Source organism: Paramagnetospirillum caucaseum, from assembly GCF_000342045.1.
GTDB lineage: Bacteria > Pseudomonadota > Alphaproteobacteria > Rhodospirillales > Magnetospirillaceae > Phaeospirillum > Phaeospirillum caucaseum.
The window spans coordinates 11598-30967 of the sequence record NZ_AONQ01000039.1 but is presented as its reverse complement, the minus strand read 5'-3'; the positions used below and the strand labels follow the sequence as shown (position 1 = coordinate 30967).

21 protein-coding genes are annotated in these 19370 nt (G+C 67.7%); 18 read left to right on the top strand and 3 right to left on the bottom strand.

Annotated elements, in window-relative coordinates; genetic code table 11:
* The first annotated feature begins 17 nt into the window (after positions 1–17).
* Both tsaB and H261_RS14295 read left to right on the top strand, forming a co-directional pair.
* Complete coding sequence (gene tsaB, locus H261_RS14300) at positions 18–710, top strand: tRNA (adenosine(37)-N6)-threonylcarbamoyltransferase complex dimerization subunit type 1 TsaB (RefSeq protein ID WP_008618798.1); 693 nt, start codon at positions 18–20, stop codon at positions 708–710.
* Positions 707–1186 (top strand): GNAT family N-acetyltransferase, encoded by a 480-nt coding sequence (locus H261_RS14295; RefSeq protein WP_008618797.1) that lies wholly within the window; start codon positions 707–709, stop codon positions 1184–1186. The genes tsaB and H261_RS14295 overlap by 4 nt, the downstream gene beginning before the upstream one ends.
* Positions 1187–1218: 32 nt before the next feature.
* Here H261_RS14295 and H261_RS14290 read toward each other — a convergent pair whose 3' ends face one another.
* The gene (locus H261_RS14290; protein WP_008618796.1) at positions 1219–1467 is read right to left on the bottom strand and encodes a sulfurtransferase TusA family protein; all 249 of its coding nucleotides are present in this window, start codon (positions 1465–1467) and stop codon (positions 1219–1221) included.
* A 99-nt stretch (positions 1468–1566) separates the two neighbouring features.
* Here H261_RS14290 and H261_RS14285 point away from each other — a divergent pair, with 99 nt between their 5' ends.
* The 14 genes from H261_RS14285 (at position 1567) to H261_RS14220 (ending at position 14111) form a co-directional block, all read left to right on the top strand.
* Entirely contained in the window at positions 1567–1986 is a 420-nt protein-coding gene (locus H261_RS14285) for a MucR family transcriptional regulator (protein ID WP_008618794.1), read from the top strand.
* A 135-nt stretch (positions 1987–2121) separates the two neighbouring features.
* On the top strand, positions 2122–2553 hold the full coding sequence (locus tag H261_RS14280) for a Fur family transcriptional regulator (protein ID WP_008618792.1): 432 nt from the start codon (positions 2122–2124) through the stop codon (positions 2551–2553).
* 45 nt (positions 2554–2598) lie between these two features.
* Positions 2599–3405, top strand: coding sequence for a GNAT family N-acetyltransferase (locus tag H261_RS14275; protein ID WP_008618790.1), 807 nt, complete (start codon positions 2599–2601; stop codon positions 3403–3405).
* A gap of 6 nt (positions 3406–3411) precedes the next feature.
* On the top strand, positions 3412–4221 hold the full coding sequence (locus H261_RS14270) for a lysophospholipid acyltransferase family protein (protein WP_008618786.1): 810 nt from the start codon (positions 3412–3414) through the stop codon (positions 4219–4221).
* A gap of 49 nt (positions 4222–4270) precedes the next feature.
* Entirely contained in the window at positions 4271–5587 is a 1317-nt protein-coding gene (gene miaB / locus H261_RS14265; RefSeq protein ID WP_008618784.1) for a tRNA (N6-isopentenyl adenosine(37)-C2)-methylthiotransferase MiaB, read from the top strand.
* Positions 5584–6579, top strand: a complete 996-nt coding sequence (locus H261_RS14260) for a PhoH family protein (RefSeq protein WP_008618783.1) — start codon at positions 5584–5586, stop codon at positions 6577–6579. Before miaB ends, H261_RS14260 begins: the two co-directional genes overlap by 4 nt.
* The gene (ybeY, locus tag H261_RS14255) at positions 6576–7070 is read left to right on the top strand and encodes an rRNA maturation RNase YbeY (RefSeq protein ID WP_008618780.1); all 495 of its coding nucleotides are present in this window, start codon (positions 6576–6578) and stop codon (positions 7068–7070) included. Before H261_RS14260 ends, ybeY begins: the two co-directional genes overlap by 4 nt.
* Positions 7071–7076: 6 nt before the next feature.
* Positions 7077–8087: a hemolysin family protein gene (locus tag H261_RS14250; protein WP_235062939.1), complete on the top strand. Its 1011-nt coding sequence runs from the start codon at positions 7077–7079 to the stop codon at positions 8085–8087.
* Positions 8084–9619 (top strand): apolipoprotein N-acyltransferase, encoded by a 1536-nt coding sequence (gene lnt / locus H261_RS14245; RefSeq protein WP_008618777.1) that lies wholly within the window; start codon positions 8084–8086, stop codon positions 9617–9619. Before H261_RS14250 ends, lnt begins: the two co-directional genes overlap by 4 nt.
* Before the next feature lie 147 nt (positions 9620–9766).
* On the top strand, positions 9767–10261 hold the full coding sequence (locus H261_RS14240) for a helix-turn-helix domain-containing protein (RefSeq protein WP_040476556.1): 495 nt from the start codon (positions 9767–9769) through the stop codon (positions 10259–10261).
* A gap of 175 nt (positions 10262–10436) precedes the next feature.
* Positions 10437–11648: a methionine adenosyltransferase gene (gene metK / locus H261_RS14235; RefSeq protein WP_407636094.1), complete on the top strand. Its 1212-nt coding sequence runs from the start codon at positions 10437–10439 to the stop codon at positions 11646–11648.
* A 7-nt stretch (positions 11649–11655) separates the two neighbouring features.
* The gene (gene trmB / locus H261_RS14230) at positions 11656–12372 is read left to right on the top strand and encodes a tRNA (guanosine(46)-N7)-methyltransferase TrmB (RefSeq protein WP_008618774.1); all 717 of its coding nucleotides are present in this window, start codon (positions 11656–11658) and stop codon (positions 12370–12372) included.
* A gap of 86 nt (positions 12373–12458) precedes the next feature.
* Positions 12459–13100 (top strand): DUF47 domain-containing protein, encoded by a 642-nt coding sequence (locus H261_RS14225; protein WP_008618773.1) that lies wholly within the window; start codon positions 12459–12461, stop codon positions 13098–13100.
* A 9-nt stretch (positions 13101–13109) separates the two neighbouring features.
* A complete protein-coding gene (locus H261_RS14220) occupies positions 13110–14111 on the top strand; it encodes an inorganic phosphate transporter (RefSeq protein ID WP_008618772.1) in 1002 nt (333 codons plus the stop codon).
* Between the two features lie 24 nt (positions 14112–14135).
* On the opposite strand, the gene phoU is transcribed toward H261_RS14220, so the two are convergent.
* Both phoU and pstB read right to left on the bottom strand, forming a co-directional pair.
* The gene (gene phoU / locus H261_RS14215) at positions 14136–14855 is read right to left on the bottom strand and encodes a phosphate signaling complex protein PhoU (protein WP_008618771.1); all 720 of its coding nucleotides are present in this window, start codon (positions 14853–14855) and stop codon (positions 14136–14138) included.
* Positions 14856–14869: 14 nt separating this feature from the next.
* Entirely contained in the window at positions 14870–15646 is a 777-nt protein-coding gene (gene pstB / locus H261_RS14210; RefSeq protein WP_008618770.1) for a phosphate ABC transporter ATP-binding protein PstB, read from the bottom strand.
* A gap of 133 nt (positions 15647–15779) precedes the next feature.
* Here pstB and cobO point away from each other — a divergent pair, with 133 nt between their 5' ends.
* Together cobO and H261_RS14200 are read left to right on the top strand one after the other, a co-directional pair.
* Positions 15780–16385 carry a cob(I)yrinic acid a,c-diamide adenosyltransferase gene (cobO, locus tag H261_RS14205; protein ID WP_008618769.1) on the top strand — a complete coding sequence of 202 codons (606 nt, stop codon included), beginning with the start codon at positions 15780–15782 and terminating at the stop codon, positions 16383–16385.
* A 203-nt stretch (positions 16386–16588) separates the two neighbouring features.
* Complete coding sequence (locus H261_RS14200) at positions 16589–19369, top strand: [protein-PII] uridylyltransferase (protein WP_008618768.1); 2781 nt, start codon at positions 16589–16591, stop codon at positions 19367–19369.
* Position 19370 lies beyond the last annotated feature (1 nt).

Genomic DNA, 19370 nt, shown 5'->3' with positions numbered 1-19370 from the left:
GGAAGTATAGCGGCGCGATGATCGTTCTCGCCATGGACAGTTCGACCTCCGCCTGCTCCGCCGCCCTGTGGGCGGAGGGCAAGGTGCTGGCGCGCCGCCTGTCGCCCATGGCGCGCGGCCAGAGCGAGGCCCTGATGCCCATGGTCGCCGAGGTGATGGCCGAAGCCGGCCTCTCCTTCGCCGATGTCGGCCTGCTGGCGGTGACGGTGGGGCCCGGCGCCTTCACCGGCCTGCGCATCGGCCTGGCGGCGGCGCGCGGCCTGGCCCTGGCCGGCGGCCTGAAGCTGGCCGGGGTGGCGACGCCGGCGGCGGTGGCCTTGGGCGTGCCGGAAGGCGAGCGCCAGGGCCGCAACGTGCTGGTGGCCATCGATTCCCGCCGCGACGAATTGTGGCTGCAGCTGTTCGATTCCGCCTTGAAGCCGCTGTCGCCGATCCGCGCCCTGCGGCCGGAACAGGCCGGCGAGCTGGCCGCCGGCCCGGTGGTGGTGGCCGGTGACGCGGCGGCTCTGGTCCTGCCCCATCTGCCGCACGCCGCGGCATCCGCCGCGCCCGGCCACCCCGATGCCGCCCTGGTGGCCGAACTGGCGGCGGAACAGTGGAGCCGGGGGGAATCCCTGCCGCCCGAGCCCCTTTATCTCCGCGACGCCGACGTCACCCTGCCGGGAAAGACCGTGTCGGAAAAGACCGTGTCGGAAAAGACGGGGCCGTGATCGAGCTGGTTCCCGCCGGCCTGGTCCATGCCGAGCTGCTGGCCGGCATCCATCGCATCTGCTTCGCCGAGCCGTGGAGCGCCACCTCCATGGCCGAGGTGCTGGCCCTGGCCGGGTCCGAGGGGCTGATCGCCGTGGACGGCGGCTCGCTGACTCCCGCCGCCGAGGCGCCGGGACCGGCCGGGCTGGTGCTGTGGCGGCGCATCTTCGACGAGGCGGAGATCCTGACCATCGCCGTGCTGCCGCCCTGGCGCCGCGGCGGGCTGGGCGCCCGCCTGCTGGACGCCGCCATGGGCGCGGCGGCCAGGGCCGGGGCGCTGACCATGTTCCTGGAGGCCGCCGCCGACAACCATGCCGCCCTCGCCCTCTACCAATCCAAGGGATTCCAGCGTGTCGGACTACGTAGGGGGTATTACGGAGGTGTAGATGGGGTCACGATGAGTTGCCGTCTGGATCAGACTCCAGTCGAACCCTGATTCCCGCCAATATCCACAGACCGTCCCAGGACTTATTTCTTGCAAACGACAAGGTGGTGGATTCCCGTAGGGCCTTCACCCGGCTCGGGTATCAACGAGACGATTTCGTGTCCCAGTTCGGCGAGAGAACGCGGCACATTCCCCAGGGGTTCCGCACCTTTCAACCGCACCTCGACCGTTTCTCCCGAGGCCATGCGCTCCACCAGCAACTTGGTTTTGACGAAGGTCATCGGACAGACTTCGTTGGTGATGTCAAGGCTGTAGTTGGGCTTCTCAGTCATGCGAATTGTGTCACTTTCATTTGTCGTAATGGTTATTGCCAGCTTTGTATGAAGGATTTATATAAGGCCCCACTGAATGAATTTGGAGGGCTGCTCTCAATGTCGGAGCGTTCGAACAGCGGCGACCTGCTGGGCCTGACCACGGAAATCGTGGCCGCGCATGTCGCCAACAACAGTGTGGCGGTTGCCGATCTTCCCCATCTGATTCAGGAAGTGTACCGCACCCTGGCCTCGGTCGGCAGCACTCCCGCGGTGCCCGAGCGGCCTCAGCCCGCCGTGAACGTGAAGAAGTCGGTGACCCCCGACTACATCATCTGCCTCGAGGACGGCAAGAAGCTGAAGATGCTGAAGCGCCACCTCAAGACCGCCTACAACATGAGCCCCGAGGAATACCGCGACCGCTGGGGTCTGGCCGCCGACTATCCCATGGTGGCGCCCAACTACGCCCAGCACCGCTCGAGCCTGGCCAAGAAGATCGGCCTGGGCACCAAGCCGCGCAAGCGCAAGCGGGCGGTCTAGGTCCTCCCTTTTCCCGGGAAGACCTGCCGTCTCGACAATCGGGGGCGTTCCGGGCATGATCCCGGAATTCCCGCCTGGTGGGGCGCCCTTGGCGCCCCGTTCGTTGCGGGTCCCATCGTCAACCGGATCGCGGCAATGGTTTCACGCATCGAGCAACGCTGCATCGACAAGGGCATGAAGATGACCGACCAGCGTCGGATCATCGCGCGCGTGCTGTCCGAATCCTCGGACCATCCCGACGTGGAGGAGGTCTATCGCCGGGCCACCGCCATCGATCCCCACATCTCCATCGCCACCGTCTACCGCACCGTACGGCTGTTCGAAGAGGCCGATATCCTCGAACGCCACGATTTCGGCGACGGCCGGGCCCGTTATGAAGAGGCGGCGGGCGACCACCACGACCACCTGATCGACATGCAATCGGGTACGGTGATCGAGTTCACCAGCACCGAGATCGAGGCCCTGCAGCGCGAGATCGCCCGGCGCTATGGCTATCGGCTGGTGGGGCACCGCCTTGAACTTTATGGAGTTCCGTTGACTTCCGGTGACAAACCGGAAGACAAATAGGCGTTGCGGCTCAAACCGCGCCGCACGGACGGAACCAGGGGAATCATGCAATCCGTGTCCGAGACACGCGAGGCCGCCGATGGACTTGAGGTCCGGCTTGCCGAGAGCGCGGCCGAAGTGGCCGCCGCCCAGGCATTGCGCTATCGCGTCTTCTATCAGGAGATGGGGGCCAAGCCCTCCCAGGCCATGCGCGACCGCCTGGCCGATTTCGACGATTTCGATGCCGTCTGCGACCATCTGCTGGTCATCGACCGGGCGCGGGGCAAGGGCGCGGCCGGCGTGGTCGGCACCTACCGCCTGATGCGCCGGGCGGCGGGCGAGGGCTTCGGCCGCTTCTACACCGCCGGGGAATACGACATCGCCAATATCCTGGCCAATGGCGGCCGCTTCATGGAACTGGGGCGGTCCTGCGTCGATGCCGGCTACCGCAACGGCGCCACCATGAAGAAGCTGTGGGACGGCATCGCCGCCTATGTCTTCGAGAACGGGGTCGAACTGATGTTCGGCTGCGCCAGCCTGCCCGGCACCGACATCCAGGCCCTGGCCGGCCACCTGTCCTATCTCTACCACCATCATCTGGCGCCCGCCGACCTGTTGCCCCGCGCCCTGCCCCACCTGCGGGTGGACATGGCGCTGCTGCCCAGGGAGGCGCTGGCGCCCCGCCGGGCCCTGGCCGAGCTGCCGCCGCTGATCAAGGGCTACCTGCGGCTCGGCGGCTTCGTCGGCGACGGCGCGGTGATCGACCATCAGTTCAACACCACCGATGTATGCGTCATGGTCAAGACCGACCTGGTCACCGCCAAGTACCGGGCTCATTACGACCGCACCATTCCCGGCTGGTCCGAGGAATAGGCATTCATGATTTCCACCCCCGTCGCCATCCTGCGCTTCCTCGGCTTCGTGCTGTGGACCCTGGCGCTGCTGCTGCCCTTCCTGGCGCTGCGCCTGGTGTCGCGCCCCCGCATGCCGGCCTATACCCGCTTCTACTGGAAGGGGGTCATGGCCATCATCGGCTACGAGGTGGTGGCGCGGGGCCGGCCGCTGGAGGATGGTTCGCCGGCGCTCTACGTAGCGAATCACGCCTCTTATCTCGACATCATCGTGCTGGGCAGCCTGCTGCGCGGCTATTTCGTCGCCAAGAGCGAGGTGGCGGGCTGGGCCGGCTTCGGCTTCCTGGCACGCATCTCGCGCACCGTGTTCATCGAGCGCCGGCCCGGCGCCACGGCGCGCGAGAAGAACGGTCTGCTGGCCCGCTTCGACCTGGGCGAGTCGCTGATCCTGTTCGCCGAGGGTACCTCCAACGACGGCAATCAGGTCATGCCGTTCAAGAGTTCGTTCTTCTCGGTGGCCGAGGGCGAGGTGCGGGGCGCCGGCGGCATGCCGCGCGCCGTTTCGGTGCAGCCGGTGACGGTGGCCTATACCAGGCTGGACGGCCTGCCCATCACCCGGGCGCTGCGTCCCCTGCTGGCCTGGTACGGCGACATGACCCTGGCCGGCCATCTGATCGGGGCGCTGGGCATGGGCCGCATCACCGTCGAGGTGGAATTCCATCCACCGGTCACCATCGCCGAATTCGGCTGCCGCAAGAAGCTGTCGGCCCATTGCCACAAGGTGATCAGCCTCGGCCTGACCCGCATGCTGGCCGGGCGGCCGGCGGCGAATTCTTGACTCGGGCGGCCCCGGTCCTTAACCATGAACCTCCCGGACGCGTAAGACATTGGCCAAGCGACTTTTCGTCAAAACCTACGGCTGCCAGATGAACGTCTATGACTCCTCCCGCATGGCGGACGTCCTGGCGCCGCTCGGCTATGGCCCGGCCGAACAGGCCGAGAATGCCGACATGGTCATCCTCAACACCTGCCACATCCGCGAGAAGGCCGCCGAGAAGGTGTTCTCGGAACTGGGCCGCTTGCGCAAGCTCAAGGCCGCCAAGGCCGAGGCCGGCGGGCGGATGATCCTGGCGGTGGCCGGCTGCGTCGCCCAGGCCGAGGGCGAGGAAATCCTCCGCCGCGCCCCCTTCGTCGACATCGTGCTGGGGCCGCAGACCTATCACCGTCTGCCCGAGATGGTGGCCCAGGCGGCCCGTGCCGGCGGCGCCGTGCTCGACACCGAATTCCCCGCCGAGCCCAAGTTCGACTTCCTGCCCGAGCCCCATGCCGAGGGTACCAGCGCCTTCCTGTCGGTGCAGGAGGGCTGCGATAAGTTCTGCACCTTCTGCGTGGTGCCCTATACCCGCGGGTCCGAGTATTCCCGTCCCGCATCCGCCGTGCTGGCCGAGGCGACCAAGCTGGCGGCGGCAGGCGTGCGCGAGATCACCCTGCTGGGCCAGAACGTCAACGGCTGGCACGGCGAGGAAGGCTGGAGCCTTGGCCGTCTGATCCGCGAACTGGCCGAGGTGGAGGGAGTGGAGCGCATCCGCTACACCACGTCCCATCCCCGCGACATGGACGACGAGCTGATCGCCGCCCATGCCGGGCTGCCCCAGCTGATGCCGTTCCTCCACCTGCCGGTGCAGTCGGGCTCGGACCGTATTCTGGCCGCCATGAACCGCGGCCACGACCGCGCCGCCTATCTGCGGCTGGTGGACAAACTGAAGAATGCCTGCCCCGATCTCGCCCTGTCGTCGGACTTCATCGTCGGCTTCCCCGGCGAGAGCGATGCCGATTTCGAGGAGTCCATGGCGCTGGTGCGCGAGGTGGGCTTCGTCCAGACCTATTCCTTCAAGTATTCCTCCCGTCCCGGCACCCCGGCCGCCGCCATGGAGCGCCAGATTCCGGAAAGCGTGAAGGAGGAGCGCCTGGCCGCCCTGCAGGCCCTGCTGCTGGAGCAGACCACCCGCTTCAACCATGCCTGTGTCGGGCGCGAGATGCGCGTCCTGCTCGACCGTCCCGGCCGTTATGCCGGACAGCTGCTGGGCCGCTCGCCCTACATGCAGCCGGTCCACGTCAAGGCCGCCGCCCATCTGATCGGCAAGGTGGTCAGCTTGCGCATCACCAAGGTGCATCCCAACAGCCTGGAGGCCATCCCCGCGTGAACCCCGGCGACACCTCCCTCGGCGAGACCTCCCTGGTGCGCGAGTTTCCCGACAACGCCCTGGCCCAGGTGCTGTTCGGCCCCCACAACGCCAATCTCGACCGCATCGAAGGCCATCTGGGCGTGGGGCTGGACGTGCGCGGCAACACGGTGACCATCTCGGGCACTCCGGATTCCGCCGCCGAGGCGGCCCGCATCCTGGACAGCCTCTACCAATCGGCCAAGCGCCAGGGCCATCTGGAGACCGCCGACGTGGACAGCGCCGTGCGCATGGCCAAGCTCCCGAAAGGTCACGAGGATTCGGCCGGCGAGCTGGTCATCCGCACCAGGAAGCGCCACATCGCGGCCCGCACCCCGACCCAGGCCGAGTACATCCGGGCCTTGGGCGAGGCGCCGCTGACCTTCGGCCTGGGCCCCGCCGGCACCGGCAAGACCTATCTGGCGGTGGCCAAGGCGGTGTCCATGATGGTGGCGGGCGAGGTGGACCGCATCATCCTGTCGCGCCCGGCGGTGGAGGCCGGCGAGCGCCTGGGCTTCCTGCCCGGCGACCTCAAGGACAAGGTGGACCCCTACCTGCGGCCCCTCTACGATGCGCTGCACGACATGCTGCCCGGCGATCAGGTGGCCAAGAAGCTGCTGGCCGGCGAGATCGAGGTGGCGCCGCTGGCCTTCATGCGTGGCCGCACCCTGGCCAATTCCTTCATCATCCTGGACGAGGCCCAGAATACCACCACCATGCAGATGCGCATGTTCCTGACCCGCATGGGCGAGCATTCCCGCATGGTGGTGACCGGCGACGTCAGCCAGACCGACCTGCCGCCCGGCGTGCGTTCCGGCCTGCTGGACGCCGTCCATATCCTGGACGGCATGGAGGGCGTGCGCTTCGTCCGCTTCACCGACAAGGACGTGGTGCGCCACGATCTGGTGACCCGCATCGTCCGCGCCTATGATAAGGCCGACCGCGAGGCCAAGGGAAAGACCAGGGACAAATGACCGTCACCATCGAGATCGCCGTCGATATCCAATGTCCGGCCTGGACCGAGGCGCTGCCCGACGCCGAGGCGCGCTGCGGCCGCCTGGCCGCCACCGCGCTGGGCGCCATCGACCTGCCCGAGGGAACCGTCGAGCTGTCCATCGTGCTGGCCGACGATGCCACGGTCCAGGGCCTCAACCGCGACTGGCGGGCCAAGGACCAGCCCACCAACGTCCTGTCCTTCGCCTCCCTGGACGACGAGGACGCGCCGCTGGTGCCGGGCGCGCCGCTGCTGCTGGGCGACGTGATCCTGGCCTACGGGACCTGCGCCGCCGAGGCCAGGGACCAGGGCAAGACCCTGGCCGATCATTTTGGTCATCTTGTTGTCCATGGCGTCCTGCATCTGTTGGGCTATGATCACATGGACGAGGACGAGGCCGCCGAGATGGAATCCCTGGAAACCACCCTGCTGGCGGCGCTCGGGATTTCCGACCCCTATGGAGAGCAATAAAGTTCCATGAACGACCCTGGCAGTAGCCCGCCCCGCGAAGGCGGGGCAAACCAACGGAAGGCGGGCGAAAGCCTGCCCCGCGACGGCGGGACAAATTACAAGAAAGCGGGCGAGAGCCCGCCCCGTGAGAACGGGGCAAACCACAGAAAGACGGGCGACGAGTCGCTGTTCGGCGCCATGCGCGGCTGGCTGAAGGGCCGCCGCCGTCCCAAGGGCGCCGAGACCGTCCGCGATGCGCTGGAAGAGCTGATCGAGGACCGCGACAGCGCCGAAATCCCCATCGACGAGCACGAGCGCCTGCTGCTCGGCAACATCCTGCACCTGCGCAACGTCACCGCCTACGACGTCATGGTGCCGCGCGCCGACATCGTGGCGGTGGAGGCCAAGACCCCCCTGGAAGGGCTGATCGCGCTGTTCATCGGCTGCGGCCATTCCCGTCTGCCGGTCTACCGCCGCTCGCTCGACGACGTCATCGGCATGGTCCATATCAAGGATCTGCTGGAGGTGATGGGCCAGGGCAAGCCGTTCAACCTGCCCCGTCTGGCGCGGCGCGTCCAGTTCGTGGCGCCCAGCATGCGGGTCACCGATTTGCTGCTGGAGATGCGGCTCAAGCGCTCGCATCTGGCCCTGGTGGTGGACGAATACGGCGGCATCGACGGTCTGGTCACCATCGAGGATCTGGTGGAGCAGATCGTCGGCGAGATCGAGGACGAGCACGACCAGGACGAGGAGCCGGAATTGACGATCCGCGACGACGGCGTGGTCGAGGCCGACGGCCGCACCCCCATCGCCGAGTTCGAGGACCATATGGGGGCGGTGCTGACCGACGAGGAACGCGAAGAGGTGGAGACCCTGGGCGGGCTGGTGTCGTTCGTCGCCGGGCGGGTGCCGTCGCGGGGCGAGCTGATCACCCATTCCACCGGGCTGGAATTCGAGGTGATGGACGCCGACCCCCGCCGGGTGAAAAGGCTGCGGGTGCGCCGGGTGGCTACCCCGGAGCCGGCGGTCACGGAATGAGTCCGGAAATCCTGAAGCGGCGGTTTTGCGCCCTGGCCGGCTGGCGCCGGCGTCTGGCCCTGGTCCTGCTGGGGGCCGCGGCGGCCCTCTCGCTGCCGCCCACCCTGGTGCTGCCGGCCCTGTTCCTGGCCTTTCCCCCCCTGGCCTGGAGTCTGGACGCCGCCGCCACCCGCCGCGCCGCCTTCGGGGCCGGCTTCTGGTGGTTCACCGGCTGGTTCGCGGTGGGGCTTTACTGGATTTCCATCGCCCTGCTCACCGACGCCGCCAAGTTCGGCTGGATGATCCCCTTCGCGGTGTTCGGGCTGTCGGCGGTGCTGGCCGCCTTCTTCGGCCTCGCCACCCTGGGCGTTCATCTCTGCCGGCTGGGCCGCGTCGCCCGTGTTCCCGCCCTGGCGGCGGCGTTCACCCTGTCGGAATGGCTGCGCTCCTGGGTGATGACCGGCCTGCCCTGGAACCCCATGGGCTCGGTATGGGACATCAGCCTGGCCGTGTCGCAATTCGGCGCCTTCGGCGGCATCTGGGGCCTCAGCCTGCTCACCTACCTGATGGTGCTGGCCCCCGCGTTGCTGGCTGCTCCCGGCCACCGCCGCGCCGTGGCCGTCCTGGCCCTGGGGCTGCCCGCCCTGCTGTGGGCCGGCGGCATGCTCCGCCTGTCCCAGAATCCCGGGGCCGTGGTGGCGGACGTCCGTCTGCGCATCGTCCAGGCCGCCGTGGCCCAGGGCAACAAGTGGAAGGACGACCAGCGGGAAGCCAATCTGCGCGACCATGTGGCCCTGACCCGCGGTCCCGGCTTCGAGCAGGCGACCACGGTGATCTGGCCCGAGACCGCCGTGTCCTATTTCCTCGACCTCGACCGCCTGCACCGCGAGATGGCGGCGGCGGCGGTGCCGCCCGGCGGGCTGCTGCTGACCGGGGCGCCGCGCATCACCCCCAAGGGGGTCGAGCCGTTCCAGATCTGGAACTCGCTGATGGCGGTGACCGGGGATGCCGAGATCGCCGCCGTTTACGACAAGGTCCACCTGGTGCCCTTCGGCGAGTACGTGCCGCTGCGCGGCATCCTGCCCATCGCCAAGATCACCCATGGCGGCACCGATTTCTCGGCGGGGCCGGGACCGGTGGCCCTGGACCTGCCGGGCCTGCCGCCGGCGGCGCCGCTGATCTGCTACGAGGCCATCTTCCCCACCGCCGTCGTGGCGTCCGGCCAGCCCCGGCCGGGCTGGATTCTCAACGTCACCAACGACGGCTGGTTCGGCATCTCGTCGGGACCGCACCAGCATCTGGCGGCGTCGCGCATGCGCTCCATCGAGGAGGGCCTGCCCCAGGCCCGCGCCGCCAATACCGGCATCTCGGCGGTGATCGACCCGGCCGGCCGGGTGATCGCCCGGCTGCCGCTCGGCGAGCGGGGCGTCCTCGACGCCCCCTTGCCCCAGGCCTTGCCGCCCACCCTCTACGGCCGGTTCGGCAACGTCATCCCCGGTATTTTACTGCTTTTCGCCGGTTTGGCGGCTTTTTTTCTGCGCCGGTTGAATTAGCAATACCATCAACATACATATGGCATATGATAATCGCGCTAGTGCCGCGTGCGTAGCGTGTTGACTGTATACAACCGCGCCCGTATGGTGATTTTGCAACTTCCAGTATCTTGGGCGCCGCACCCAACGACCTATTAGGACGCAGCCATGGTTAAAAGCAATCATCAAGCCGCCCCCACCCATCGCGGTTCATCGCGGGGCCGTCTGCCGTCGGGTCAGCCCAATCCGGTCGATATCCATGTGGGCGCACGCGTACGGCTGCGCCGTACCCTGATGGGGATGAGTCAGGAGAAGCTGGGCGAATCCATCGGACTGACCTTCCAGCAGGTACAGAAATACGAGCGCGGCGCCAACCGCATCGGCGCCTCGCGCCTGTTCGACCTGTCGCGCGTCCTCGACGTGCCGGTGTCGTTCTTCTTCGACGACATGGCCGAAAACGTCCAGGACCAGAGCCCGCTGGCGGTGGCGCGCGGCATTTCCGGCCTGGGCGAGGAACCGGCCACCTTCGAGGCCGACCCCATGACCAAGCGCGAGACGCTGGAACTGGTCCGCGCCTATTACAGCATCAGCGACCCCCAGGTGCGCCGCCGGGTCTACGACCTGGCCAAGGCCCTGGCGGCGACGGGCGAGACCAAGAAATAACCCTTTGAAATCGCGGTTATTGGCCGAGGGGCGATTCGTCTTGACGAGTCGCCCCTTCGCCTGTCAGAAGAACCCCCCGGAGCAGTGCGACCGCTCCCGTGGAGATTTTGACCGCTTGCCGCCACGCTGATTTCGGCTAAGTGGGTGCATCACGATGGCGCTCCGTTGCGTGTTGATGCCCCAGGTCCCAATTTTGGTTGGATCTAGGAGGGTAAGCCCCGTGTCCAAGAAGAATTTCCTCTTCACCAGTGAATCCGTGTCCGAAGGCCATCCCGACAAGGTTGCCGACCGGATTTCCGATGCCGTCGTCGATGCGTTCCTCGGTGCCGACCCCCACGCTCGCGTGGCGGTGGAGACCCTGGTCACCACCAACCTGATCGTCATGGCCGGCGAAGTGCGCGGCCCGGCCTCGGTCAACGCTGCCCTGATGGATGAGCTGGCCCGCCACGCGGTCAAGGACATCGGCTACGAGCAGGACGGCTTCCACTGGAAGAACGCCAAGGTTCTCAACCACGTCCATGCCCAGTCGGCCGATATCGCCCAGGGCGTCGACGCCGCCGGCGACAAGGACGAGGGCGCGGGCGACCAGGGCATCATGTTCGGCTATGCCTGCAACGAGACCCCGGTGCTGATGCCGGCCCCCATCTACTACTCGCACGAAATCCTGAAGAGCCTGGCCGAGGCCCGCCATTCCGGCGCCGCCCCCCAGCTGCTGCCCGATTCCAAGAGCCAGGTCACCCTGGAATACCGTGACGGCAAGCCGGTGCGCGCCACCTCGGTGGTGGTCTCGCACCAGCACGTGGACGGCCTGTCCCAGGCGGAGATCAAGGAGATCGTCCGTCCCCACGTGAAGAACGTGCTGCCCGAGGGCTGGATGCCCGCCGACGACCAGTTCTACGTCAACCCCACCGGCCGCTTCGTCATCGGCGGTCCCGACGGTGACACCGGCCTCACCGGCCGCAAGATCATCGTCGACACCTACGGCGGCGCGGCGCCCCACGGCGGCGGCGCCTTCTCGGGCAAGGACCCGACCAAGGTCGACCGCTCAGCCGCCTATGCCTCGCGCTACCTGGCCAAGAACGTGGTCGCCGCCGGTCTGGCTGACAAGTGCGTGATCCAGCTCTCCTACGCCATCGGCGTGTCCAAGCCGCTGTCGGTCTACGTGGACACCTCGGGCACCTGCAAGGTGGACGAGGACAAGCTGGCCATCGTCCTGCAGCAGCTGGTCGATCTCAGCCCGCGCGGCATCCGCACCCATCTGGGCCTCAACAAGCCCATCTACGCCCGCACCGCCGCCTACGGCCATTTCGGCCGCAGCCCGGACGCCGATGGCGGCTTCTCGTGGGAGAAGACCGACCTGGTGGAGCAGCTCAAGAAGGCTTTCTAAGCTTTTCATGAGCAAGCATGCCGAAAATGGAAACGCGGCCGCCGAGCGGCCGCGTTTTTTCGGTCGGCGCCAGGGCAAGGCCCTGCGCCGCAACGCCCTCGGTCTGATCGAGGAGCTGCTGCCCCGCCTGAGCGTGGCGGTGCCCGAGCCCGGTGAACGCGTCGAGCCCGCCCTGCTGTTCCCCGGTGCGGTGCGCTCGGTGTGGCTGGAGGTGGGCTTCGGCGGCGGCGAGCATCTGGCCCAACTGGCCGAGGCCCATCCCGACGTGGGGCTGATCGGCTGCGAGGTGTTCCGGAACGGCATCGCCAGCCTGCTCGGCCATGTGGAGGCCCGGCAGCTGGGCAGCAATGTCCGCGTCTTCCCCGAGGACGTCCGCCTGCTGCTGCCCGCCCTTCCCGACGGTTCCTTAAGCCGCGTCTTCGTGCTGTTCCCCGACCCCTGGCCCAAGACCCGCCACGCCGACCGGCGTTTCATCCGCCCCGACACCCTGGACGTGCTGGCCCGGGTGCTGGAGGATGGCGGCGAGCTGCGGGTGGCCAGCGACGACCCCATCTACGTGGCTTGGGCCGCCCGCCACCTGGACGCCCATCCCGCCTTCGAAAAGCTGCTGGCCACCGCCGACCGCTCCCAGGTGCCGTCCGACTGGCCCGCCACCCGCTACGAGCAGAAATGCATCACCGGGCGGGCTCCCGTGTTCTTCCTGTACCGCCGCCGCCCGCGATAGGCCCCGGACGCGATTCGAACCGTGTCATCTGCCGGTCACATGTGCTATTGAGGCGGCAAATCTCGTAACTGCCCAAGGGTTCCCCCATGTTTTTCCGCATGTTCCGTGCCTTGATGCCCAAGGAGGAGGAATTCGTCGGATTGTTCATCCAGCACGCGGAGAAGATCCACCTCGCCGCCAGGGCGCTGGAGGACATGATGGGCGACGGCGCCGACATGGGGCTGCATTTCAAGCAGATCTGCGCCTTCGAGGGCGAGGCCGACCTCATCACCCGCGCCACCCTGCAGGCCCTGCACCGTTCGTTCATCACCCCCTTCGACCGCGACCAGATCCACCGGCTGATCACCACCATGGATGACGCGGTGGACGGCATCGAGGAGGTGGCGCAGCGCGTCGACCTCTATAGCGTCAAGGAATTCACCCCCGACATGCGGGCGCTGGCCACCGGCATCGTCGAGTGCGCCCACCTGCTGACCAAGGCCATCCCGCTGATGCGCGAAGTCACCCGCAACGCGGCGGCCATCAACGAACTGTGCGACGCCATCGGCCGCCAGGAAAGCGCCGCCGACAAGCGCCAGCACGAAGGCCTGCGCACCCTGTTCGCCACCGAGAAGGACCCGGTCAAGCTGATCACCCGCAAGGAGATCTATCAGCGGCTGGAAAAGGTCTCCGACCGCTTCGACGACGTGGCCAACGTCATCGAGACGGTGGTGATCGAACAGGTCTAGGCCCCGCCGATGGAATCCGTCGCCTTTCCCATCATCGTCGCCCTGGTCATCACGGCCCTGGTCTTCGATTTCCTCAATGGCCTGCACGACGCGGCCAATTCCATCGCCACGGTGGTGTCCACCCGGGTGTTGTCGCCCAAATACGCGGTGGCCTGGGCGGCGTTCTTCAACACCATCGCCCTGCTGTTCTTCACCACCAGCGTGGCCAAGACCATCGGCACCGGCATCGTCCAGCCCGGCCTGATCGACACCCATGTGATCTTCGGCGCCCTGGTGGGCGCCATCACCTGGAACGTCTTCACCTGGCTGCTGGGCATCCCGTCGTCCAGCTCCCACGCCCTGATCGGCGGCATCGCCGGCGCCGGCATCGCCAAGGGCGGCCTGGCCGCCCTGGTGATGTCCGGCTTCATCAAGACCGGCTCGGCCATCATCCTGTCGCCGCTGATCGGCCTGCTGCTGGCCATGCTGCTGGTGCTGGTGGTGTCATGGGCGTGCCGCCGCACCACCCCCTTCGCGGTGGACCAGCGCTTCCGGGTGCTGCAGTTCTTCTCGGCGGCCATGTATTCCCTGGGCCACGGCGGCAACGACGCCCAGAAGACCATGGGCATCATCACCGTGCTGCTGTTCAGCCAGGGCATGCTGGGCGACACCTTCCACGTGCCGCTGTGGGTGGCCATCACCTGCCAGATCGCCATGGGGCTCGGCACCCTGTTCGGCGGCTGGCGCATCGTCAAGACCATGGGCTCCAAGATCACCGACCTGCGCCCGGTCCAGGGCTTCTGCGCCGAGACCGGCGGAGCCATCACCCTGTTCGGCGCCACCTGGCTGGGCATTCCGGTGTCGACCACCCACACCATCACCGGCGCCATCATCGGCGTCGGCGCGGCGCGCAAGCTGTCGGCGGTGCGCTGGCACGTCGCCGGCAACATCGTGGTGGCCTGGGTGATCACCATTCCCGCCTCGGGATCGGTGGCCGCCCTGTTCTACTGGCTGTCCACCCACTTCTGGTAGGGCGTGTCCGGGCCTTCCGGGCCTTTACTCCGGATCGGCGCCGACGAAGGATGAGTCGTCCCGCTTGGGCCGGTCCTGGGGGGCCGCCCGGCCGAGGATGCGGAAATGGGCCAGTTCGGCGATGTTGGTGGCGTGGTCGCCGATGCGCTCGAAATTCTTGGCGATGAACATCAGGTGCGAGCACGGCGTGATGTTCCTCGGGTCCTCCATCATGTAGGTGAGGATCTCGCGGAACAGCGAGGCATAGACGTCGTCGATCTCCTGGTCGCGGTCGCGCGCCGCCAGGGCGCGCAGGGCGTCGTGGCCGAGATGGGCGTCCATCACCTCCTTGACCAGCCCCAGCGCCAGCCGCCCCAGGCGCAGCAGCGAGCGCATGGGCTCCACCGGCGGCAGGCGGTTCAAGACCAGCGAGCGCTTGGCGGCGTTGGCGGCAAGATCGGCGATGCGCTCGATCTCGCCGGCGATCTTCAGCGCCGCCACCACGGTGCGCAGGTCGTCGGCGACGGGCGAGCGCAGGGCCAGCACCCGCACCGCCTGTTCGTTGACGAAGGCCTCGACCGCGTCCACCTGGGCGTCGCCCTCCATCACCCGGGCGGCCAGACCACTGTCGCGGGCCTCCAGCGCTTCCAGCGCGGCGGCCATCTGGGCCTCGGCCAGGCCGCCCATGCGGGCCAGGGAATCGTCCAGCCGGGCCAGTTCGGAATCGTAGGACTTGACGATGTGCGGTTCGCCGATGGTGGTCATGCGGATAATCTCCCTCAGCCGAAGCGGCCGGTGATGTAGCCCTGGGTGAGCGGATTGGCCGGCGCCGTGAAGATCCGTTCGGTGGCGCCCACCTCGACGATGTCGCCCAGGTGGAAGAAGGCGGTGGTCTGCGACACGCGGGCCGCCTGCTGCATGGAATGGGTGACCATGACGATGGTGAAGCTCTCGCGCAGTTCGTCGATCAGTTCCTCGATGCGCGCCGTGGCGATGGGATCGAGCGCCGAGCACGGCTCGTCCATCAGGATCACCTCGGGCTCGACGGCGATGGCCCGCGCGATGCACAGGCGCTGCTGCTGGCCGCCCGACAGGCCGGTGCCCATCTGGCCCAGCACATCCTTGACCTCCTTCCACAGCCCGGCGCGCTCCAGCGAGCGGCGGACCAGGGAATCCATCGCTTCGCCCTCGGCCACCAGGCGGTGCAGGCGCGGGCCGAAGGCCACGTTGTCGTAGATGGATTTGGGGAAGGGATTGGGGCGCTGGAACACCATGCCGACCCGGGCGCGCAGCAGCACCGGGTCCATGCCGGCGGCGCCATAGATCTCCTCGCCGTCCAGGGTGGCGCTGCCGCTCACCCGCGCCGCCGCGATGGTGTCGTTCATCCGGTTGAGGCAGCGCAGGAAGGTGGATTTGCCGCAGCCCGACGGGCCGATTAGGGCGGTGACCTCGCCCGCCGCGATGTCCAGGTCGACACCCTTCAGGGCTGGCTTTCCGCCATAATGGACAGCAAGCGTCCGGGCCGTCATCTTGGGCTGGATCGATTGTTCCGTCATGTCGTCCTTCCAGAGTCCCGCAGGGCTTATACCGCTGGACGCAACCGGAAAAACGTGAAGGATTTGTTTCAGTCTTGAACCCCGCCGCCCGGTCGCCATCTATGGCGAACCCCCCCATCCCGCCGGAGAGACCATGACCGAGGACCAGGACCAGCGCCACCGCGAGAAAATGGCCAAGAAGAAGGCGTCGCGCGACAAGCTGATGGCCAGGAAGACCGGGGCGCGCGGCGTGATGCTCGTCCATACCGGGGCGGGCAAGGGCAAGTCCACCGCCGCCTTCGGCATGGCCATCCGCTGCGTCGGCCACGGCATGAAGGTCGGCATCGTCCAGTTCATCAAGGGCGCCTGGGACACCGCCGAGCGCCGGGTGATGGAGGGCTTCGGCGATCTGGTCACCTTCCGCGCCATGGGCGAGGGCTTCACCTGGGAGACCCAGGACCGCACCCGCGACATGGCCGCCGCCGCCCGCGCCTGGGAACTGGCCGCCGCCATGCTGGCCGATCCCGGCTACAAGATGGTGATCCTCGACGAGATCAACGTGGCGCTGCGCTACGAGTACCTGGACCTCGAGACGGTGCTGGCCGCCGCCAAGGCGCGGCCCGAGGGCCAGCACGTGGTGCTCACCGGGCGCAACGCGCTGCCCCCGGTGATCGAGGCCGCCGATCTGGTCACCGAGATGACCATGGTGAAGCATCCCTTCAAGGCCGGCATCAAGGCCCAGGCGGGGGTGGAGTTTTAGGCGCCGCCGGGGAGCGGCCGGGACGGCCGCGCTCCGGAGAGCGTCGCACAGGTTCGGAGCGCGGGCATCTTGCCCGCATGACCCTGCCCAAATGTCGGGCAATGGCCGCCGCATGCCCAATCCGCGTTCGAATGGGCTGGCGGGGGCCGGCATCCGCCTCCTATAATCGCTCCTTCGATTTCCTGCGGTGACGGCACCCGACCATGAGCAAGATCAAAGGCCAGCGCGCCATCATCAACCGCCAGGCGGTCATCGCCCGCCTGGATGGGCTGGTGGATGAGGACCTGCCCAAGAACAAGCGGCGGATGAGGGTTCTGGAGATTTTCAAGCAGGTGCTGGCCTCGGGGCGCGCCGAGGTACGCAGCCGCTTCGACGCCCACGGCGACGGCACGGCCACGGTGCGCGAGAACTGCTTCCTGATCGACCAGCTGGTCCGTCTGGTCCACGACTACGCCTGCGACCGCGAGTTTCCCCAAGGCGTGCGCACGGCGGGGGAGAGCATGAGTCTGGTGGCGGTGGGCGGCTATGGGCGCGGCGAGCTGTCGCCCCATTCCGACATCGACCTGCTGTTCCTGCTGCCCTACAAGCGCACGCCCTATCACGAGCAGGTGGTGGAATTCATCCTCTACATGCTGTGGGACATGGGGCTGAAGGTCGGGCATTCCACCCGCTCGGCCGAGGATTGCGTGCGCAACGCCAAGGCCGACCTGACCATCCGCACCGCCTTGCTGGAGATGCGCTGGCTGTGGGGCGAGCGGGCGCTGTTCGACGATCTGTGGACCCGCTACTCGGCCGAGATCATGGCCGGCACCGCCGAGGCCTTCGTGGAATCCAAGCTGGCCGAGCGCGATTCGCGCCATTCCAGCATGGGCGATTCCCGCTACGTGCTGGAACCCAACGTCAAGGAGGGCAAGGGCGGCCTGCGCGACCTGCACACCCTGTACTGGATCGCCAAATACGTCTACCGGGTCGAGGACGTGTCGGAACTGGCGGAGAAGGGGATCATCTCGCGCCCGGCGGCGCGGCGTTTCGCCAAGGCCCAGGCCTTCCTGTGGGCGGTGCGCTGCCACCTGCACTACCTGACCGACCGCCCCGAGGACCGGCTGACCTTCGACGTCCAGCCCGAGATCGCGGTGCGCATGCATTACGCCGACCGCGCCTGCTCGCGCGGCGTCGAGCGCTTCATGAAGCACTATTTCCTGATCGCCAAGGACGTGGGCGACCTGACGCGGCTGTTCTGCGCCCTGACCGAGGAGACCTTCAAGAGCAAACCGCGCCGGCTGCAGCAGTTGGGCCGCCTGTTTTCGCGCCGCACCACCGTGGCCGGCTTCTCGCTGGAGGGCGGGCGGCTCGACGTCACCGCCCCCGACCAGTTCGAGAAGGACCCGGCGGCGATGATCCGCCTGTTCCACACCGCGCTCGACCAGGAGGTGGACATCCACCCCCACGCGCTCGACATGGTCCACCGCAACCTGAAGCGCATCGATGCCGGCCTGCGCGTCGATCCGATCGCCAACCGGCTATTCGTCGAGATGGTCACCTCGCGCAAGAACCCGGAAGTGGCGCTGCGCCACATGAACGAGGCCGGGGTGCTGGGCCGCTTCATCCCTGATTTCGGCCGCGTCGTCGCCCAGATGCAGTACGACATGTACCATGTCTACACCGTGGACGAGCATACGGTGCAGGCGCTGGGCGTGCTGCACGCCCTGGAGCGCGGCGACCTCAAGGCCGAGGCCCCGACCTCCACCGAGGTGATCCATCAGGTGGTGTCGCGCCGCGCCCTGTTCATCGCGGTGTTCTGCCACGACATCGCCAAGGGCCGCGGCGGCGACCATTCCGCCCTGGGCGCCGAGGTGGTGATGAAGCTCGGTCCGCGCCTGGGGCTGACCGACGAGGAGACGGAATCCGCCGCCTGGCTGGTGCGCGAGCATCTGGCCATGAGCCGCATCGCCTTCAAGCGCGACATCGACGACCCCAAGACCATTTCCGACTTCGTCGCCCTGGTCCAGTCGCCCGAGCGCCTGCGCCTGCTGCTCTGCCTGACCGTGGCCGATATCCGCGCCGTCGGCCCCACCGTGTGGAACGCCTGGAAGGCCGGCCTGCTGCGCGAACTCTATTCCCGCGCCATGGAGGTGATGACCGGCGGCCTGTCGGGCACGGCCCGCGCCGCCCGGGTCAAGGCCGCCCAGGATTCGCTGCGTTCCGAGCTGTTCAGGCTGGCCTGGCCGCCCGAGGACATCGAGGCCCACATCGCGCGCGGCTATTCCACCTATTGGACTACCTTCGACACCCCCATCCACCTGCGCCACGCCCGGCTGGTGCGGGAAGCCGAGGCGGTGCGTGCGCCCTTGACCGTCGAGCCCCGGGTGGATTCCCACCGGGCCGTCACCGAGATCGTCGTCTATACCGGCGACCATCCCGGCCTGTTCTCGCAGATCGCCGGCGCCATGGCGGTGTCGGGCGCCAACATCGTCGACGCCAAGATCATCACCCTGGCCAACGGCATGGCGCTCGACACCTTCTGCATCCAGGATTCCGACGGCGGCGCCTTCGACAGCCCGGCCAAGCTGGCCAAGCTGTCGGCCTGCGTCGAGCAGGTGCTGTCGGGACGCGCCCGCCTCGACCGCGAGCTGGCGGCCCGGAAGGGCAAGCTGCCGTCCCGCGCCCACGTCTTCAAGGTGCCGCCCCGCGTGCTGGTCGACAACAAACCGTCGCGCTCCCACACCGTGGTCGAGGTCAACGGCCGCGATCGGCCCGGCCTGCTCTACGACATCACCAACGCCATGACCAATGTGGGGCTGCAGATTTCCTCGGCCCACATCTCCACCTATGGCGAGCGGGTGGTGGACGTGTTCTACGTCAAGGACGTGTTCGGCCATAAGATCGAGCATGGCCGCAAGCTGGAGCAGATCAAGGCCGCCCTGCTCGCCGCCCTGGAAGATCCCGCCGCCAGGACCGCCGCCGGCACCAAGGCGGCGGAGTGAG

Coding starts and splice junctions, on each gene's coding strand:
- tsaB (WP_008618798.1), top strand. CDS start 18: ATGATCGTTCTCGCCATGGACAGTTCGACCTCCGCCTGCTCCGCCGCC.
- H261_RS14290 (WP_008618796.1), bottom strand. CDS start 1,467: ATGACTGAGAAGCCCAACTACAGCCTTGACATCACCAACGAAGTCTGT.
- H261_RS14285 (WP_008618794.1), top strand. CDS start 1,567: ATGTCGGAGCGTTCGAACAGCGGCGACCTGCTGGGCCTGACCACGGAA.
- H261_RS14280 (WP_008618792.1), top strand. CDS start 2,122: ATGGTTTCACGCATCGAGCAACGCTGCATCGACAAGGGCATGAAGATG.
- H261_RS14275 (WP_008618790.1), top strand. CDS start 2,599: ATGCAATCCGTGTCCGAGACACGCGAGGCCGCCGATGGACTTGAGGTC.
- H261_RS14270 (WP_008618786.1), top strand. CDS start 3,412: ATGATTTCCACCCCCGTCGCCATCCTGCGCTTCCTCGGCTTCGTGCTG.
- ybeY (WP_008618780.1), top strand. CDS start 6,576: ATGACCGTCACCATCGAGATCGCCGTCGATATCCAATGTCCGGCCTGG.
- H261_RS14250 (WP_235062939.1), top strand. CDS start 7,077: ATGAACGACCCTGGCAGTAGCCCGCCCCGCGAAGGCGGGGCAAACCAA.
- lnt (WP_008618777.1), top strand. CDS start 8,084: ATGAGTCCGGAAATCCTGAAGCGGCGGTTTTGCGCCCTGGCCGGCTGG.
- H261_RS14240 (WP_040476556.1), top strand. CDS start 9,767: ATGGTTAAAAGCAATCATCAAGCCGCCCCCACCCATCGCGGTTCATCG.
- metK (WP_407636094.1), top strand. CDS start 10,437: ATGCCCCAGGTCCCAATTTTGGTTGGATCTAGGAGGGTAAGCCCCGTG.
- trmB (WP_008618774.1), top strand. CDS start 11,656: ATGAGCAAGCATGCCGAAAATGGAAACGCGGCCGCCGAGCGGCCGCGT.
- H261_RS14225 (WP_008618773.1), top strand. CDS start 12,459: ATGTTTTTCCGCATGTTCCGTGCCTTGATGCCCAAGGAGGAGGAATTC.
- H261_RS14220 (WP_008618772.1), top strand. CDS start 13,110: ATGGAATCCGTCGCCTTTCCCATCATCGTCGCCCTGGTCATCACGGCC.
- phoU (WP_008618771.1), bottom strand. CDS start 14,855: ATGACCACCATCGGCGAACCGCACATCGTCAAGTCCTACGATTCCGAA.
- pstB (WP_008618770.1), bottom strand. CDS start 15,646: ATGACGGAACAATCGATCCAGCCCAAGATGACGGCCCGGACGCTTGCT.
- cobO (WP_008618769.1), top strand. CDS start 15,780: ATGACCGAGGACCAGGACCAGCGCCACCGCGAGAAAATGGCCAAGAAG.
- H261_RS14200 (WP_008618768.1), top strand. CDS start 16,589: ATGAGCAAGATCAAAGGCCAGCGCGCCATCATCAACCGCCAGGCGGTC.